This window comes from Nocardia panacis (genome assembly GCF_003598715.1).
GTDB classification, from domain to species: domain Bacteria; phylum Actinomycetota; class Actinomycetes; order Mycobacteriales; family Mycobacteriaceae; genus Nocardia; species Nocardia panacis.
Map to the genome: position 1 here is coordinate 159317 of NZ_QZFU01000055.1, position 16825 is coordinate 176141.

General features: G+C 67.1%; 18 protein-coding genes. 6 read left to right on the plus strand and 12 right to left on the minus strand.

Features of this window, described 5'->3' with window-relative positions; translation table 11 throughout:
* On the minus strand, nucleotides 1-1488 hold the full coding sequence (locus D5S18_RS33170) for an alpha/beta fold hydrolase (protein WP_120045084.1): 1488 nt from the start codon (nucleotides 1486-1488) through the stop codon (nucleotides 1-3).
* 171 nt (nucleotides 1489-1659) lie between these two features.
* Nucleotides 1660-2526, minus strand: coding sequence for a MetQ/NlpA family ABC transporter substrate-binding protein (locus tag D5S18_RS33175; RefSeq protein WP_120045085.1), 867 nt, complete (start codon nucleotides 2524-2526; stop codon nucleotides 1660-1662).
* Between the two features lie 136 nt (nucleotides 2527-2662).
* On the opposite strand from D5S18_RS33175, the gene D5S18_RS33180 reads away from it, so the two are divergent.
* From D5S18_RS33180 to D5S18_RS33190, 3 genes are read left to right on the plus strand one after another with little or no spacing between them, the layout of a single operon-like run.
* Nucleotides 2663-3538 (plus strand): MetQ/NlpA family ABC transporter substrate-binding protein, encoded by an 876-nt coding sequence (locus tag D5S18_RS33180; RefSeq protein ID WP_120045086.1) that lies wholly within the window; start codon nucleotides 2663-2665, stop codon nucleotides 3536-3538.
* Nucleotides 3539-3543: 5 nt separating this feature from the next.
* Nucleotides 3544-4572, plus strand: coding sequence for a methionine ABC transporter ATP-binding protein (locus D5S18_RS33185; protein WP_120045268.1), 1029 nt, complete (start codon nucleotides 3544-3546; stop codon nucleotides 4570-4572).
* Complete coding sequence (locus D5S18_RS33190) at nucleotides 4562-5224, plus strand: methionine ABC transporter permease (RefSeq protein WP_120045087.1); 663 nt, start codon at nucleotides 4562-4564, stop codon at nucleotides 5222-5224. Before D5S18_RS33185 ends, D5S18_RS33190 begins: the two co-directional genes overlap by 11 nt.
* A 1-nt stretch (nucleotide 5225) precedes the next feature.
* On the opposite strand, the gene D5S18_RS33195 is transcribed toward D5S18_RS33190, so the two are convergent.
* The 10 genes from D5S18_RS33195 to D5S18_RS33240 form a co-directional block, all read right to left on the minus strand.
* Nucleotides 5226-5648: a DUF4189 domain-containing protein gene (locus D5S18_RS33195; protein WP_120045088.1), complete on the minus strand. Its 423-nt coding sequence runs from the start codon at nucleotides 5646-5648 to the stop codon at nucleotides 5226-5228.
* 40 nt (nucleotides 5649-5688) lie between these two features.
* Entirely contained in the window at nucleotides 5689-6114 is a 426-nt protein-coding gene (locus D5S18_RS33200) for a DUF4189 domain-containing protein (RefSeq protein ID WP_120045269.1), read from the minus strand.
* Nucleotides 6115-6550: 436 nt separating this feature from the next.
* The gene (locus D5S18_RS33205) at nucleotides 6551-6919 is read right to left on the minus strand and encodes a metal-sulfur cluster assembly factor (protein WP_120045089.1); all 369 of its coding nucleotides are present in this window, start codon (nucleotides 6917-6919) and stop codon (nucleotides 6551-6553) included.
* Complete coding sequence (gene sufU / locus D5S18_RS33210; RefSeq protein ID WP_120045090.1) at nucleotides 6912-7409, minus strand: Fe-S cluster assembly sulfur transfer protein SufU; 498 nt, start codon at nucleotides 7407-7409, stop codon at nucleotides 6912-6914. Before sufU ends, D5S18_RS33205 begins: the two co-directional genes overlap by 8 nt.
* A gap of 3 nt (nucleotides 7410-7412) precedes the next feature.
* A complete protein-coding gene (locus tag D5S18_RS33215) occupies nucleotides 7413-8702 on the minus strand; it encodes a cysteine desulfurase (protein ID WP_120045091.1) in 1290 nt (429 codons plus the stop codon).
* A 1-nt stretch (nucleotide 8703) separates the two neighbouring features.
* On the minus strand, nucleotides 8704-9486 hold the full coding sequence (gene sufC / locus D5S18_RS33220) for a Fe-S cluster assembly ATPase SufC (RefSeq protein ID WP_120045092.1): 783 nt from the start codon (nucleotides 9484-9486) through the stop codon (nucleotides 8704-8706).
* Nucleotides 9487-9519: 33 nt separating this feature from the next.
* Complete coding sequence (gene sufD / locus D5S18_RS33225) at nucleotides 9520-10716, minus strand: Fe-S cluster assembly protein SufD (protein ID WP_120045093.1); 1197 nt, start codon at nucleotides 10714-10716, stop codon at nucleotides 9520-9522.
* Nucleotides 10716-12152, minus strand: a complete 1437-nt coding sequence (gene sufB, locus D5S18_RS33230; protein WP_120045094.1) for a Fe-S cluster assembly protein SufB — start codon at nucleotides 12150-12152, stop codon at nucleotides 10716-10718. Before sufB ends, sufD begins: the two co-directional genes overlap by 1 nt.
* Nucleotides 12149-12958 (minus strand): helix-turn-helix transcriptional regulator, encoded by an 810-nt coding sequence (locus D5S18_RS33235; RefSeq protein WP_120045095.1) that lies wholly within the window; start codon nucleotides 12956-12958, stop codon nucleotides 12149-12151. Before D5S18_RS33235 ends, sufB begins: the two co-directional genes overlap by 4 nt.
* Before the next feature lie 32 nt (nucleotides 12959-12990).
* Entirely contained in the window at nucleotides 12991-13290 is a 300-nt protein-coding gene (locus D5S18_RS33240) for a hypothetical protein (protein WP_120045096.1), read from the minus strand.
* 61 nt (nucleotides 13291-13351) lie between these two features.
* Here D5S18_RS33240 and mptB point away from each other — a divergent pair, with 61 nt between their 5' ends.
* The 3 genes from mptB to D5S18_RS33255 are packed head-to-tail and all read left to right on the plus strand — an operon-like array spanning nucleotide 13352 to nucleotide 16810.
* Nucleotides 13352-15055 carry a polyprenol phosphomannose-dependent alpha 1,6 mannosyltransferase MptB gene (gene mptB, locus D5S18_RS33245; protein WP_120045097.1) on the plus strand — a complete coding sequence of 568 codons (1704 nt, stop codon included), beginning with the start codon at nucleotides 13352-13354 and terminating at the stop codon, nucleotides 15053-15055.
* Between the two features lie 43 nt (nucleotides 15056-15098).
* Nucleotides 15099-16031: an ABC transporter ATP-binding protein gene (locus D5S18_RS33250; protein ID WP_120045098.1), complete on the plus strand. Its 933-nt coding sequence runs from the start codon at nucleotides 15099-15101 to the stop codon at nucleotides 16029-16031.
* Nucleotides 16028-16810 carry an ABC transporter permease gene (locus D5S18_RS33255; protein ID WP_120045099.1) on the plus strand — a complete coding sequence of 261 codons (783 nt, stop codon included), beginning with the start codon at nucleotides 16028-16030 and terminating at the stop codon, nucleotides 16808-16810. The genes D5S18_RS33250 and D5S18_RS33255 overlap by 4 nt, the downstream gene beginning before the upstream one ends.
* Nucleotides 16811-16825 lie beyond the last annotated feature (15 nt).

Genomic DNA, 16825 nt, shown 5'->3' on the forward strand with positions numbered 1-16825 from the left:
TCAGCCCGCCGCGCAGGTCATATCGGCTTCCGGGAGGACGCCGGTGCGCAGATAGCCTGCGGCCACCGCACGCGCGCACGCGCTCTTGTCCAGTACGCCGTGCGCCACCTTGTCCGGCATGGTGACCAATCGGGAACCGGTCATCATGCCGTGCAGGGCGATTCCCTCCTCGTAGGCGGTTCGGGTGTCCATGACCGACTGCAGGATCAGCGAGGGCAGCGCGTTGCCGATGACGGTGGGCGGTTCCACCGGAGCGGGCCAGAACGCGCAGACGCTGGGGTGATTGGCGTAGGAGCCGAAGAGGGGTTCGGTGGCGCGACTGGCCTCGAGATTGCGCCAATACCAGTCCGGGTCGCGCGGGGCGGGCGCGTCGCCGCACTGGATCATCATCTCCACGGCGCTATCGGAACCCGGACCCCACTCATCGCGCAGGGTCTGCTCCAGTTCGCTGTCCGGGGCCTGCGCCCGGCCCTCGGCCGCGTCGAGGAGTTGGCGCAGCTGAACCGCCAACGACACGTAGCCCTGGCTCCCCGCGACCCCCTCGAACAGGATCAGCGGCAATTCGTGCGCTTCGACTCGCTGCGCGCCGACGGTGATGGGTTCGCGCGCGGACCGCCGCAGCAGTTCGGTGATCTTGGCGCGCACCGCCGAAGCCGTGGCGCCCAAGTGATATTCGCCGTCCCGCGCCGCCACCCACCCGGCCCAGACATCGAAGGCGACCTCATTGGGTTTGCCCATCTGCTGGATCATGCCGACGGAATAGCGGACCGGATCGATGGCGCTGTCGAGTACCAGGCGGTCGATGCGGTCCGGAAACATCTGCGCGAAAACGGATCCCAGATAGGTGCCGTAGGAGGTGCCGATATAGCTGATCCGCTGTTCGCCGAGCACCGCGCGAATCAGATCCATATCGCGCGCGGTATTGCGGGTGGTGATGTAGCGGTAGGCATCGCCGGTCTCGCGACAGCGCGCTGCCAGATCCGCGTGCAGCGCGAGGGTTTTCTCGAAACCCGCCCGGTCGAGTCCCGCCGCCCGCAGTCCCGAGGGCGTCGGCCAATCGCAGTGCATCGGGGTGGAACGACCGATCCCTCGGGGATCCATTCCGATCAGGTCGTAGCGCTCACGCAAACCGCCCGACTGTATTTCGTCCTCGAGCAGGGCGGTATCGAGTCCGGACGCGCCGGGACCGCCGGGATTGGAGATCAGCACGCCGTGCCGCCGCGCCGAATCCGCGGCGCGGGCGCGCGAGATCGCGACCGTGATCGTGCGTCCCTGCGGCTCGGCGTAATTCAGCGGAACGGTGACATCGGCGCACTCCGCGCCCGCCGCGTCCAACTTCTCGTCCCCGCACGGCTGCCACCGCAACTGCTGGCGCTGCAACCGCTCCAGACCGTTGACCTCGGCCGCCGAACCGCACCCGGCCACCGATCCCGCGAGAATCAGCGCCGCGCCCAGCCCCGCCCACCGTCGAAAAACGTCTCGTCCCACCGGATTCCTCTTCGCTCGCCCGTGCGATCAACCCTAGAATCCCGACGAATCGGACACATCCTTCGAACGCCTACCCCCGCGACGACCTCCGACGTACCCCCGCTACCCACTTTCGGCCATCGGTGGACAGACGTGGCGCGCCGAGTGCCCTGGGGCACTCGGCGCGGGCGGCTACTTGCGGAATTTGGATTCGAGGTCGATGAGGGTGGATTGGAGGTCGGCCTGGGAGTTGGTTTTGAAGGTGCCGTCGTAGTCCTTCTCAGCGCGGATGGCGGCTTCCACTTCGGGGTCGTGGTAGAGCTCGGCCAGTTTGCGGTATTTGGGGTTGTCCTTCTCGACGGCGCGGGTGGCGAAGATGTTGATGTACTGCTTGAGGTCGGGGCGTTCCGGGTCGTCGGAGTAGATGGTCTCTTTTTTGCCGAGACCGGCGGGACGGGCGAAGGCGTCGTCGACGAAGGCGGCGTCCACGCTGTCGAGGGATTGGGCGGTGAGGGTGGGGTCGATGGTATTCAGTCGCACCTTGGACGCGCCGGTGTCGACATCCTCGATCTTGGAATCCCAGGTGGGTCCGCCCTTGAGGACGATAAGACCCGCCGCGGCCAGACTCAGCAGCGGGCGCACCTGGTTGGCCGGATTATTGCTGAGGGTGATCTGACCGCCCTTGGGGATATCGGCGACGTTCTTGTGCTTCTTCGAATACAAAGTGAGCGGGTAGATCTCGGTCGCGCCGATCGGCACCAGCGTATCGTTGTTCCGCGCGTTGTAATTGGCCAGATAGCGCAGATGCTGGAATTTGTTCAGATCGATTTGGCCTTGGGACAGCGCCGGATTGGGCTGGTTGTAGTCGGTGAAATTGATGAGCTCCACCTTGATGCCCTGTTCGGCGGCCTTCTTCTTGTAGACATCCCAGTGCGGCAGGGAGAGATCGTTCACACCGATGCGCACCACATCGGAGGAGTGTTGTTCACCACAGGCCACACCGGTTGCCGCGAGGGCGAGTAGAGCCGAAATCGCCAGCACACGGCGCAGAATTCGCATTGCCAGCAAGCTAGCCGAAACAATCGCCTCGGTAAAGGGTTTCCCTCGAGGCAATCGCAACTGTTGCCGGACGGATGCTCGAACCGCTTGGATTACCGGGTTCATAGGCATTGCGACAAGCATTACAGGAGCACGTGTGAAATTCCATCGGGCACTGGCGATCCCGGTCCTGGTAGCTACGGCCGCCCTCACCCTGGCGGCATGCGGCTCCGAAGACAAGACCTCCTCCGACACGGTAGTGCGCATCGGCACCACTGACAACGATCACACCTGGGAGGTCTTCGAGCAGCGGGCCAAGGAGCAGGGCATCAACCTGAAGGTGACCACCTTCTCCGATTACAAACAGCCCAATCTCGCGCTGTCGCAGAAGCAGATCGATCTGAACCTCTTCCAGCACATCCAGTTCCTCGGCGACTACAACGTGGCCAACAACGACGATCTGACCCCGATCGGCTCGACCTACATCGTGCCGCTGGGCGTGTATTCGAAGAAGCACAAGACGCTGGCCGAGATCCCGCAGGGCGGTGAGATCGCCATTCCGAACGATCCGACCAATCAGGCCCGCGCGCTGTTCGTGCTGCGCTCGGCCGGACTGGTGAAACTCGCGGGCGAGGTCGCACAGCCGACCCCGGCCGATGTGGACAAGGCCGCCTCCAAAGTGAAGGTGACGGCCGTCGACGCCGCGCAGACCGCGCTGTCGCTGGCCTCCGTGGACGCCTCGGTCATCAACAACACCTTCCTCGATCGTTCGGGTATCGACCCCAATTCGGCCCTGTACAAGGATGATCCGAAGGACGCGGGCGCCGAGCCCTACATCAATGTGGTGGTCGCCCGCAAAGCCGACAGGGACAACCCGCTCTACCAGCGCGTGGTCGACCTGTGGCACGACCCGGCGGTGCAGCGGGCACACGCCGAGACCACCAAGAGCACCTCGGTCGAGGTCAAGCGCACCCCGGCCGAACTCGAGCAGATTCTGGCGCGAGTGCAGCAGACCGCGCGCAAGTCGAAGTGAGCCAGGTGAGCGAGCAGCCGCCCGCCGTCGAATTCCGGTCCGTCACCAAGGTTTTCGGCAAGGGCGCGGATCGGCACGTGGCGCTGGACGGGATCGACCTGCGCATCGAGAAGGGTGAGATCTTCGGCGTCATCGGCTATTCCGGCGCGGGCAAATCCACCCTGGTGCGTCTGATCAACGCGTTGGAGCGGCCGACCAGCGGGACCATCGAGGTCGGGGGCGCGCCGATCACCGGGACGTCCGAAGCCGGTGTGCGCCGCCTGCGCCGCGAGATCGGCATGGTGTTCCAGCAGTTCAACCTGTTCCGATCCCGCACGGCCGCAGGCAATATCGAATATCCGCTGAAGGTGGCGGGGTGGAAACGCGCCGAACGCAAGGCGCGGGTGGCCGAACTGCTGGAATTCGTCGGCCTGACCGACAAGGCGCGCAGCTATCCCGATCAACTCTCCGGTGGGCAGAAGCAGCGGGTCGGTATCGCCCGCGCGCTGGCCACCAGCCCGGCGCTGCTGCTGGCCGACGAATCCACCTCGGCACTGGATCCGGAGACCACCGCCGAGGTGCTGCGGCTGCTGAAGAAGATCAATCGGGAACTCGGCGTCACCATCGTGGTCATCACCCACGAGATGGATGTGATTCGCGCGGTGGCCGATCGGGTCGCGGTGCTCGCCGAGGGCCGGATCGTCGAATTGTCGAGCACCTTCGACGTTTTCGCGAACCCGCAGGCGACGCCGACCCGATCGTTCGTGGCGACCGTCCTGCACGATCGGCCCTCCGATACCGAACTGGCGCGGTTGCGCGACAAGCACGGCGGCCGAATGGTCACCGTCGACATCGACGACGAGCGCGGTTTGGGCGCCGCCCTGGCCGCCGCCACCCGCGCCGACGTGCGCTTCGAAGTGGTGTTCGGTGGTGTGAGCACCCTGCAGGACAAGACATTCGGCAGTGTCACGCTGGCCCTGCACGGCTCGGACGACGCGGTGGACGAGGTTGCCGCCGCACTCGACCGCAGGGAAAGGAACTCCGGTGCACACTGATTGGGACAAACTGCGACCGGTGCTGTTCGAATCCATCGGCGACACCATCTATCTGGTGAGCGTCGCCTTCGTGGTGGGCGGGGTGATCGGCCTGTTCCTCGGCACCGCCCTCTACACCACCCGCCGGGGCGGACTGCTGGCCAACGCGCCGGTGAACGTACTGCTCAATGTGCTGGTGAATGTGGTGCGGCCGATTCCGTTCATCATTCTGCTGGCCGCGCTCGGCCCGGTGACGCTGCAGGTGGTCGGCACCACGATCGGTAGGGATGCCGCCGCCTTCGTCATGATCGTCGCGGCCTCCTTCGGGGTCGCGCGCATTGTCGAGCAGAACCTGGTGACCGTGGATCCCGGCGTCATCGAGGCGGCCCGCGCGTGCGGGGCCGGACCGCTGCGGATCATCGCGACCCTGCTCATCCCGGAGGCGCTGGGGCCGCTGATCCTCGGCTACACCTTCGTGGTGATCGCCATAGTCGACATGTCGGCCATGGCGGGCACGGTCGGCGGCGGCGGACTGGGCAATTTCGCCCTGGTCTACGGATATCAGCGCTTCAACTGGCAGGCCACCTTCGTGGCGATGCTGATCATCGTCATCGGGGTGCAGGGCGTCCAGTTCTTCGGCAACTGGTTGGCTCGGAAGGTGTTGCGCCGCTGATTTACTCGGCGTTGCTGGTGCATTCGGTGCGCAGGATGTTGGCGCGCGGCGGCGCCGCGCTGAACGAGGTGACCGGCGGACCGAAGGCGTCGACGGCGGCCTGTTCCGCCTCCGCCTTGGTGGGGGCGGAACGGCCGATCATGGCCCCCTTCTTCGCCGCGATCGACCCGCAGCCGTCGACGAAGCGGACGATCACATTGCAGTTGGCGGAACTGCACCGTCCGAGCACCGAGGCGTCGGCGTCGGCCCAACTCGGAAAGTCGGAGGCCCAGATGGTGTGCACCTCATCGCCCACCACCTCCACCGCCATGGCCCCGTAGAGGCGGCCATCCGCCCCTGGTTCGGCGGACGCGCCGCCCGCGTCCACTATCCCGGCGACCGCGGACGCGACAACGATCAGGGCGGCTCTGCCCAGTAAAGACATTGCGAGGATCTTCCCGTCTAACTCATGGGGACGTGTGAACTCAGCGGACGTTCTCGGTGCAGGCCGCCGCCACGACGGCCGCGGCGCGTGGCGAGGCGCTACCCAAGTCGGGAAAGGGCGGGGCGCTCTCGCCCAAGCCCGCCACCGCCGTCTCTTCCGCCTCCTGGCGCGAACCCGCTGCGGCCCAACCGAATCGGCCGTCCGCGCCGCGGGCGACGGCGGCACAGCCGTCGCTGTAGCGCAATTGGATCTGGCAGTCGTATTCACCGCACTGTCGTTGCGCCTCGGCATCGGCGGCCACCCAACTCCGCTGATCGGTGGACAGACCCACCTTGCCGGTGCCCGGTGAGATGGTGACGGTGCCGAACAGCGTGCCCGCCGCCTCGGCTGTCCCGGCCGCGAGCACACCGAGGGCGGCGGCCGAGGCCACCGCGACGCCGAGAACCGAATTGCGCAGTAGCGACACCACAATCTCCCCATCTCACGAAGACCGACGGCTCGATCATGGTCGAGCCCGCGAGACCTGTCCAGTATCCCGTTGCCGCTCAGGGGAATTCCCTACCGTGAGCAACAATGCGCCAAGCCGGACGCATCCGGTTTTTCGCTCATGCCAACTCCCGGTATGGACCGCGATCGATCGCCAGGTAGACCGCATTGCGCAGCGCATTGGCCTCGGCGGTTCGCCCGCGCGGATGCGATCCACCACGTCCTGACTCGGATCGGGTGGGAGAACCCCCGGTCCGATGACCACCGCAGGGACCTACGTGTGGTTGCGCACGTATGAGCCCCGGCGGCCGACTATCGGCCGGGGGCGCATAAATCGCTGCGTCATCACCACATTCGAAAGTGTACAGAAACGACGGCCGCCGAATTCTCCGGCGGCCGTCGCTGTATCGCGAGGATCAAACGGTGAACCCGAGTGCGCGCAACTGTTCGCGCCCGTCCTCGGTAATCTTGTCGGGACCCCACGGCGGCATCCAGACCCAGTTGATCTTGAGATCCTCCACCAGCCCGCTGCGCACCAGCGCGTTGCGGGTCTGATCCTCGATGACATCGGTCAGCGGGCAGGCCGCCGAGGTGAGGGTCATATCCAGGGTGGCGATATTCTCGGTGTCGACCGTCACGCCGTAGACGAGACCGAGATCGACCACATTGATGCCGAGCTCGGGATCGACGACATCGCGCATGGCCTCCTCGATATCCTCGAGCAGTTTGATCTCCTCGGCCGTCAGCTCGAGTTCCGCCGCTTCGGCGGCCGGTGTGTCACTCATGATGTTCCCCATTCGTGGACGGTTCGGTGCCCATGGTGGGCGCGGCGACCGCGGCGTCGGTGATACGCACGACGGCGTCCTTGAACGCCATCCAACCGAGCAGCGCGCATTTCACCCGCGCCGGATATTTACTGACCCCGGCCAGCGCGACCCCGTCACCGATGATGTCCTCATCGCCCTCGACCGCGCCCCGGCTGGAGATCATCTCGGAGTAGGAGTCGACCACCTTCAGCGCCTGCTGCACGGGCAGTCCGATGACCTGGTCGGTGAGAATCGAGGTGGCGGCCTGGCTGATCGAGCAGCCCTGGCCGTCGTAGGACACATCGCGCACGTCGCCCGCGGCATCCAGGTCGACGCGCAGGGTCACCTCGTCACCGCACGTCGGGTTGACGTGATGCACCTCGGCGCCGAATGGTTCGCGCAGGCCACGGTGGTGCGGGTGTTTGTAGTGGTCCAGGATGACTTCCTGGTACATCTGCTCCATGCGCATGCTTTATGCAACTCCAGTGTGACCATTGTCGGCATTCGCTCCGCTCACGCCGAAGAAGCTTTGAGCCTTCCGCACCGCGGCTACCAGCGCGTCCACCTCGTCGAGCGTGTTGTAGACCGCGAACGAGGCGCGCACGGTGGCCGGGACGGCGAGCCTGCGCATGATGGGCCATGCACAGTGATGGCCGACGCGGACCGCGACACCCTCGTCGTCCAGGATCTGGCCGACATCGTGCGCGTGGATCCCCGCCACCACGAACGACACCGCACCGCCCCGGTCCACATTCTCGGTGGGGCCGATGAGCCGAACGCCCGGCAGGGCGCCGAGACCTTCGAGTGCCGCGCCGGTGAGCGAATGCTCGTGCGCCGCCACGGCTTCCATGCCGATCCCGTCGAGATACCGCACGGCGGCGGCCAATCCGATGGCCTGCGAGACATTCGGCGATCCGGCCTCGAACCGCTGCGGCGGCGCCGCGTAGGTGGTGGCCGCCATGGTGACCGACTCGATCATCGAGCCGCCGGTGATGAACGGCGGAGTCCGCTCGAGCAGCGCGTAGCGACCGTAGAGAACACCGACACCGGAAGGTCCGAACATCTTGTGCCCGGAGAAGGCGGCGAAATCCACGCCGAGCTCGCGCAGCCGCACCGGCGAATGCGGCACCGACTGGCAGGCGTCGAGCACGGTGAGCGCGCCGACCGCCTTGGCGCGGCGCACCATTTCGGCGACATCGGCGATCGCACCCGTGACATTGGACTGGTGGGTGAACGCCACCACCTTTGTCGCGGGCGACAATTCGAGCGAATCCAGGTCGATGCGGCCGTCGTCGGTGATGCCGTACCAGCGCAGTGTCGCGCCGGTGCGGCGCGCCAACTCCTGCCACGGCACCAGATTCGCGTGATGCTCCAACTCGGTGATCACGATCTCGTCGCCGGGACCGACCCGGTACGGGAATCGGTCGTCGGCGAAGGAGTACGCCACCAGGTTCAGCGATTCGGTCGCGTTCTTGGTGAAGACGATCTCGTTGGCGTCGACACCGACGAATTCGGCGATATCCGCGCGGGCCGCCTCGTAGGCGTCGGTGGCCTCCTCGGAGAGCTGGTGCGCGCCACGATGCACGGCCGCGTTGCTCGAGGTGAGGAAATCCCGCTCGGCGTCGAGCACCGGCGTCGGCCGCTGGGACGTGGCCCCGGAATCCAGGTACACCAGCGGTTTTCCGTCGCGCACGGTGCGGCTCAGGATCGGGAAATCGGCCCGGATCCGAGCCACATCGAGCGTGCGCACGGTGGTTGTCATATCAGGCTCCTACGGCCGCTGCGTTCGCGCCGGTGAAGCGGACGTAACCGTTGGCGTCGAGTTCCTCGGCCAGTTCCGGTCCGCCCTCGGCCACCACGCGCCCATTGACGAAGACGTGCACGAACTGCGGTTTGATGTAGCGCAGGATGCGGGTGTAGTGGGTGATCAGCAGGATGCCGCCGTCCTCCCGCTCCCGGTACCGGTTCACACCCTCGGAGACGATGCGCAGCGCATCGACATCCAGGCCCGAGTCGGTCTCGTCCAGGATGGCGATCTTCGGCTTGAGCAGACCCAACTGCAGGATCTCGTGGCGCTTCTTCTCACCGCCGGAGAAGCCCTCGTTCACGCTGCGTTCGGCGAAGGCGGCGTCGATCTCCAGTTCCGACATCGACTCCTTCACCTCCTTGACCCACTGGCGCAGCTTGGGGGCCTCGCCGCGCACGGCGGTGGCGGCGGTGCGCAGGAAGTTCGACATCGACACGCCCGGCACCTCGACCGGGTACTGCATGGCCAGGAACAGGCCCGCGCGCGCCCGCTCGTCGACGGACATGGCCAGCACATCCTCGCCGTCCAGGGTGATCGAACCCTGGGTGACGGTGTACTTGGGGTGTCCGGCGATGGCGTAGGACAGGGTCGACTTGCCGGAACCGTTCGGACCCATGATCGCGTGCGTCTCACCGGATTTCACGGTCAGGTTCACACCGTTGAGGATCTTGATGGGCGGGGCGGACTCGTCCGGGTTGGCGACCTCGACGTGCAGGTCCTTGATTTCCAGGGTGGTCATGAAGTTCCTTCGGGAAGTGGGTGGCTGGCCGGCTCAAACGCCGATCGCGGCGAGTTCGGCCTCGACGGCCGACTCCAACCGCGCCCGGATCTCGGGGACGGCGATCTTCTGGATGATCTCGTGGAAGAATCCGCGCACCACCAGGCGGCGGGCGGCCTCCTCCGGAATGCCCCTGGCGCGCAGGTAGAACAACTGCTCGTCGTCGAAGCGACCGGTGGCGCTGGCGTGACCGGCGCCGATGATCTCGCCAGTCTCGATCTCCAGGTTGGGCACCGAATCCGCGCGCGCGCCATCGGTGAGCACCAGATTGCGATTGACCTCGAAGGTATCGGTGCCCTCGGCGGCGGCGCGGATGAGCACATCGCCGACCCAGACGGTGCGGGCATCGCCCTTCGGGGAATGCGGATCGCCTTGCAGCGCACCCTTGTAGAGCACATTCGACTTGCAGTTCGGCACCGCGTGATCCACCAGCAGGCGCTGTTCGAAATGCTGACCGGCGTCGGCGAAGTAGAGGCCGAGCAGTTCGGCGTCGCCGCCCGGACCGGCGTATTTCACGGTGCCGGTCAGGCGCACCAGATCGCCGCCCAGGGTGACGACGGTGTGGCGCAGGGTGGCGTCGCGGCCGAGGCGGGCGTGATGGGCGGTGGCGTGCACGGCGTCGTCGTCCCAGTCCTGGACCGCGACCACGGTGAGCTTGGCGCTGTCGCCGAGCACGAATTCCACGTTCTCCGCGAAGGTTCCGCCGCCGCGCTGATCGATGACGGCGGTGGCGACCGCGAAATTGTCGAGCCGGATCTGGAGGTGCCCGTAGGCCGTCTTGTCCACGCCGGGGCCGGTGACGGTGACGACGATCGGTTCGGCCACTTCGGTTTCCGCGCCGACCGAGATGATCGTCGCCTGCTCGAAACCGGAATACGCCTGGGCGGCAACGCGATCCGCGGGAACGCCCGCGACGCCCAACCGCTCGTCGGTGCGCTCGACCGTTTCCACGGTGACGCCCGCGACCGGAGCGACCTCGACCCTCGCTCGACCGTCGCGCACCGCGGTGCCGTCGTGCAGTCCGCGCAGGCGCCGCAGCGGGGTGAAGCGCCACGCCTCGTCCTTGGCCGAGGGGATCTCGAACGCGTCGACATCGAACGAGGTGAAGACCTCGCCCTTGTTCAGCGCGGGACGGGCCTCCGCGGCGGCGGCGACGTTTCCTGCGGCCTCGGCGACATTCTCCACGGCCATCAGCCGACGGCTCCTTCCATTTGCAGTTCGATCAGGCGGTTCAGCTCGAGCGCGTACTCCATCGGGAGTTCCTTGGCGATCGGCTCGACGAAGCCGCGCACCACCATGGCCATGGCCTCGTCCTCGGTCATCCCGCGGCTCATCAGGTAGAACAGTTGATCCTCCGACACCTTGGAGACGGTGGCCTCATGGCCCATCGTCACGTCGTCCTCGCGGATATCGACGTAGGGGTAGGTGTCGGAGCGGCTGATGGTGTCCACCAGCAGCGCATCGCATTTCACCGTGGACTTCGAGCCGTGCGCGCCTTTGTTCACCTGGACCAGGCCGCGATAGGAGGCGCGGCCACCGCCGCGCGCCACCGACTTGGACACGATGGTCGAGGAGGTGTGCGGGGCCAGGTGCAGCATCTTCGCGCCGGTGTCCTGGTGTTGGCCCTCACCCGCGAAGGCCACGGAGAGCACCTCACCCTTGGCGTACTCGCCCGTCATCCAGACGGCCGGGTACTTCATGGTGACCTTGGAGCCGATATTGCCGTCGATCCACTCCATGGTCGCGCCCGCCTCGGCCTTGGCCCGCTTGGTGACCAGGTTGTAGACGTTGTTGGACCAGTTCTGGATGGTGGTGTAGCGGCAGCGGCCGCCCTTCTTCACGATGATCTCCACGACCGCGGAGTGCAGCGAATCGGACTTGTAGATCGGTGCGGTGCAGCCCTCGACGTAGTGCACGTACGCGCCCTCGTCGACGATGATCAGGGTCCGCTCGAACTGGCCCATATTCTCGGTGTTGATCCGGAAGTAGGCCTGCAGCGGGATGTCGACCTGCACGCCCGGCGGCACGTAGATGAACGAACCACCCGACCACACCGCCGTATTCAGCGCGGAGAACTTGTTGTCGCCCGCCGGGATGACCGAGCCGAAGTACTTCTGGAAGATCTCCGGATGCTCCTTGAGACCGGTGTCGGTGTCGAGGAAGATCACGCCCTGCTTCTCCAGGTCCTCGCGGATCTGGTGGTAGACGACCTCGGATTCGTACTGGGCCGCGACGCCCGCGACCAGGCGCTGCTTCTCCGCCTCCGGGATGCCGAGCCGGTCGTAGGTGTTCTTGATGTCGGCGGGCAGATCGTCCCAGCTCGCCGCCTGCTTCTCGGTGGAGCGCACGAAGTACTTGATGTTGTCGAAGTCGATGCCGTCGAGGTTGGAGCCCCAGGTGGGCATGGGCTTGCGGTCGAAGATGCGCAGCGCCTTGAGCCGGATGTCGAGCATCCACTGCGGCTCGTTCTTCTTGCCCGAGATATCGCGGACGACGGCCTCGGACAGACCGCGCTGCGCGCTGGCTCCGGCGACATCCGAGTCGGCCCAGCCGTAGCCGTAGTGACCGAGGGAGGCGATCGTCTCTTCCTGGGTCAGTGGCTGCGCCTGGTCGGTGGTTGTCGTCATTCGGCGCTCCTTCCGGAGTCGTTCGGTCCGGCCGTCATGGGCTGGGCGGCGGATTCGGTTGTGGCTGTTCTGTTTTCGGTATCGGGCAGGATGAACAACGGCACGTGCGTTGTGCACGCGCAGTCGCCGTTGGCGATGGTGGCCAACCGCTGCACATGGGTGCCGAGCAGGTCGCGGAAGGCGGCCAGTTCGGCTTCGCAGAGTTGGGGGAATTCCTCGGCCACGTGCGAGACCGGGCAGTGGTGCTGGCAGATCTGCACGCCCGCGCCCACCTTGCGGGTGGTGGCGGCGAAGCCCGCGTCGGTGAACGCCGCCGCGATCTCCTCGGCCTTGGCCGCGGTGCGCTCGGGGGTGTGCCCGCCGACCGGTTCGATGCCCGCGACGATGGTGCGCGCGCGGCGACGGGCGAATTCGGCGATGGCCGCCTCGCCGCCGATCTCGCCGAGTTGGCGGATGGCCGCGCCCGCCAGGTCGTCGTAGGCGTGGCCGAGTTGGCCGCGACCGGCGGCGGTCAATTGGTATTGCTTGGCGGGACGGCCGCGACCCTTCTGCTGCCACGGCGCGGATCTGCCCGCCCGCGCCCGGCCCGATTCGATGAGTGCGTCGAGGTGGCGGCGCACGCCCGCGGGGGCGAGGCCGAGTCGAGTGCCGATGGCGGTGGCCGTGATCGGCCCCTCCTCCAGCAGCAGTTGGATGATCGCCGCCCTGGTGTGGCCCTCACCGCTCGGTGCGGGCGCGCAGGACGACGCGGCGCCGGTCTCGCGACCCGCGCCGTTGTCGACTTTCCGCAAACCCACGGTTTTCACAACATCAGTGTGGCGGAATTCGTTCCCGAAATCTAATAAGGGTTACCTGATTCTTCGCGCGAATCGCACGTCGCGGCCGGTGCGATCCGCGTCACACCGCGACCGGAGATAACGAAACGGTCGCGGCGCTCCGTTACCGATGGGGTGTCAACGGACGGCGACGAGCTTGTGCGGGTCCCCAGCAGGGCTTCGACGGTGTCGTCCCAGCCGACGGTGGTCTCGGTGACCGGGGCAGGATCGAAGCGGCCCGCCGCGACCAGGTCGAGTACGGCCGGGATATCGGGGCGGACATTGGCGCGGCCGGTGTGGAAGGTGCAGCAGCGCGAATACATCGGCGCCGCCGCGCCGCCCGTTGGCCCGCAGGCCCGCGACCGACAACTACGCTCTCCTCTCGTGGCAGTACTGGACGACGCGCGACGCGGCGCAGCGGCATTGCGGCGCAGGACATCCGCGGTGGGTCGCCGGGCACTCGGACTCGATGTGCCCGCCGCCGACCACACCATCGCGGTGCTGCATGTGCGCGAGTCGGAGGTGCCCGGCCTCGACCGCAGGGAACTGGTGCAGTTGGACCGGATCCGGCTGCTCGGCGCGACCGGCGCGGTGCTCATGGCCATCAGCGCGCTCGGCATCGGCGCGCAGCCGGTGCACCAGAACCCCACCTCCGGGATGCGGGTGCTCGGCATCTTCGCCCGCGCGCACACCGGATCACTGGCCATGTGCATGGTCGGCACGGTGGCGGTGGTGCTGGCCTGGCTGCTGCTGGGCCGTTTCACCGTGGGCGCGTTCAGCGGCGCGCCGCTGCACCGGCTCACCCGCTCGCAACTGGATCGCACGCTGCTGCTGTGGATCATCCCGCTGAGCGTCGCCCCGCCGCTGTTCAGCAATGATGTGTACTCGTATCTGGCACAGAGCGAGATCGCCGCCCGCGGTATCGATCCGTATCAGGAGGGGCCGGTCGCGGGCCTGGGCATCGACAATGTGCTCACCAACAATGTGCCGAATATCTGGCGCAATACCCCCGCGCCCTACGGGCCGCTGTTCCTGTGGATCGGACGCGGTATCGCCGAGATCACCGGCGACAACATCATTCTCGGCGTCATGGCGCATCGACTGCTGGCACTGGCGGGCGTCGCGCTGATCGTGTGGGCGCTGCCCCGGCTCTCGGTGCGCTGCGGGGTCGCGCCGGTGAGCGCACTGTGGCTGGGGGCCGCCAATCCGCTGGTGCTGTTCCACCTGGTGGGCGGTGTGCACAATGAGGCGCTCATGCTCGGGCTGATGCTGGCGGGCGTGGAGTTCTGCCTGCGCGCCATCGAGGATATGCCGCGATTCGACGGACGGGCCTACGCCGTGCTGATCGGGGGGGCCATCACCATCACCCTGTCCTCGACGATCAAGTTCACCTCGATCATCGCGCTCGGTTTCGTCGGCATGGCGCTGGCCAAACGCTGGGGGGGCTCATTGCGCGCGGTCCTGCGGTCGGCCGCGATGCTCGGTGCCATCGCCCTCGGCACCACACTTTTCATCAGCGCCGTCAGCGGACTCGGATTCGGGTGGCTGTTCACCCTCGGCACCGCCAACGCCGTGCGCAGTTGGATGTCACTGCCGACCGCGATCGGCATCGTCACCGGATTCGGCGGCGTGCTACTGGGTCTCGGCGATCACACCACCGCGCTGCTGAGCATCACCCGCCCGATCGCCATGGCCGTGGCGGCCTTCTTCACGCTGCGCATGCTGGTGGCCACCGGCACCGGACGCCTGCACGCGGTGGGCGCGCTCGGGGTGGCGCTCGGCGCGTTCGTGCTGCTGGCCCCGGTGGTGCAGCCGTGGTACCTGCTGTGGGCCATCGTGCCGCTGGCCGCCTGGGCGACCAGGCCCGCATTCCGGGTGCCCGCCATCGTCTTCTCCACGATCGTGAGCGTCATCCTCATGCCGCGCGGCGCGGACCTCGCGGTTTTCCAGATCATCGGGGCCGCCGTAGCCACCGTCATCGTCGGGGTGCTGTTCATCGTGGTGACCAGGAACATACTGCCGTGGCGGCGGGAGCGGGGGGTGTCGGCTCCGTCACACGAACCCACGTCCTACGGTGTGTCCTCGTGAGCGAGCGAACCACGGGCGGTCCGAGATCCGGTGAGGCGCAGCGATGAACGCGGATTCCGAACCGGCTGTCCGGGTCGAGGGCGCGGTCAAGCGCTACGGCGAGATCACCGCTGTCGACGGGATCGGTTTCGAGGTGCCGCGCGCGCAGGTGCTGGCCCTGCTCGGCCCGAATGGCGCGGGCAAGACCACCACGGTGGAGATGTGCGAGGGTTTCCGCGCCCCCGATGGGGGTTCGGTGCGAGTGCTCGGCCTGGACCCGATCGCGGATTCCGAGCGGCTGCGCGCGCGCATCGGCGTGATGCTGCAGGGCGGCGGCGCGTATCCGGGCGCGCGGGCCGGGGAGATGCTCGATCTGGTCGCCGCCTACTCGGCCCATCCGCTCGATCCGGACTGGCTGTTGAAAACCCTTGGGCTGCAAGATAATCGCCGCACCCCCTACCGCAGGCTCTCCGGCGGACAGCAGCAGCGGCTGGCGCTGGCCTGCGCGCTGGTGGGGCGGCCGGAGATCGTCTTCCTCGATGAACCCACCGCCGGACTCGACGCCCAAGCGCGGCTGATCGTCTGGGAGCTCATCGATTCGCTGCGGCGCGACGGGGTTTCGGTGCTGCTCACCACGCACCTGATGGACGAGGCCGAACAGCTCGCCGACCAGTTGGTCATCATCGACCACGGCCGCATCGTGGCGGCGGGCACCCCGGCCGAGGTCACCGCGCACGGCGCGGCCGGACAGCTGCGCTTCTCCGCACCACCCAAACTCGATCTGGGATTGCTGAGAACGGCGCTGCCCGAAGGGTTCGCGCCGCGCGAGACCACACCGGGCGCCTATCTCGTCGAAGGCGAGATCAACCCGCAGGTGCTGGCCACCGTGACCGCATGGTGCGCGCGAGTCGACGTGCTGCCCAGCGACATTCGCATCGATCAGCGCCGCCTCGAGGATGTCTTCCTGGAACTGACCGGACGGGACCTACGCGGATGATCCAAGAATCGACCCGGTTCGCACCCGGCACGTTCCGGCCCGACCCGCGACCGAGTTCACGGCAGGCCATGCTCACCGCGCAGACCCGCCTCGAACTGATCCTGCTGCTGCGCAACGGCGAACAACTGCTGCTGACCATGTTCATCCCGATCACCCTGCTGATCGGGCTCACCCTGCTGCCCTTCGGCGACCCGGGCGCGCACCGGGTGGATCGGATCGTGCCCGCGGTGATGATGGTCGCGGTCATGTCCACCGGTTTCACCGGGCAGGCCATCGCCGTCGGTTTCGATCGCCGCTACGGCGCGCTCAAACGCCTCGGCGCGACACCGCTTCCGCGCTGGGGCATGGTCGCGGGCAAGTCGGCGGCGGTGCTGATCGTGGTGGTGTTGCAGGCGATCCTGTTGGGCAGCATCGGATTCGCGCTCGGCTGGCGGCCCGGCGCGGCCGGGTTGCTCCTGGGCGCGGTGGTGATCGCGCTGGGCACCTTCACCTTCGCCGCGATGGGGCTGCTGCTCGGTGGCACGCTCAAGGCGGAAGTGGTGCTGGCGCTGGCCAATATCCTCTGGTTCGCCATGCTCGGCATCGCCAGTGTGGTGTTCGCCACCGACAGTCTGCCCGGCGCGGTCGAGATCATCGCGCGCCTGGTGCCCTCGGGAGCGCTGGCGGCCTGCCTGGAGGAGGCGCTGCGCGGCGGGATCGACTGGTTCGGCGTGGTGGCGCTCACGGTGTGGGGCGCGGTGGCCGCGGTACTCGCGGTGCGCTGGTTCCGCTTCGAATAGCGGCTTCCACCAGAG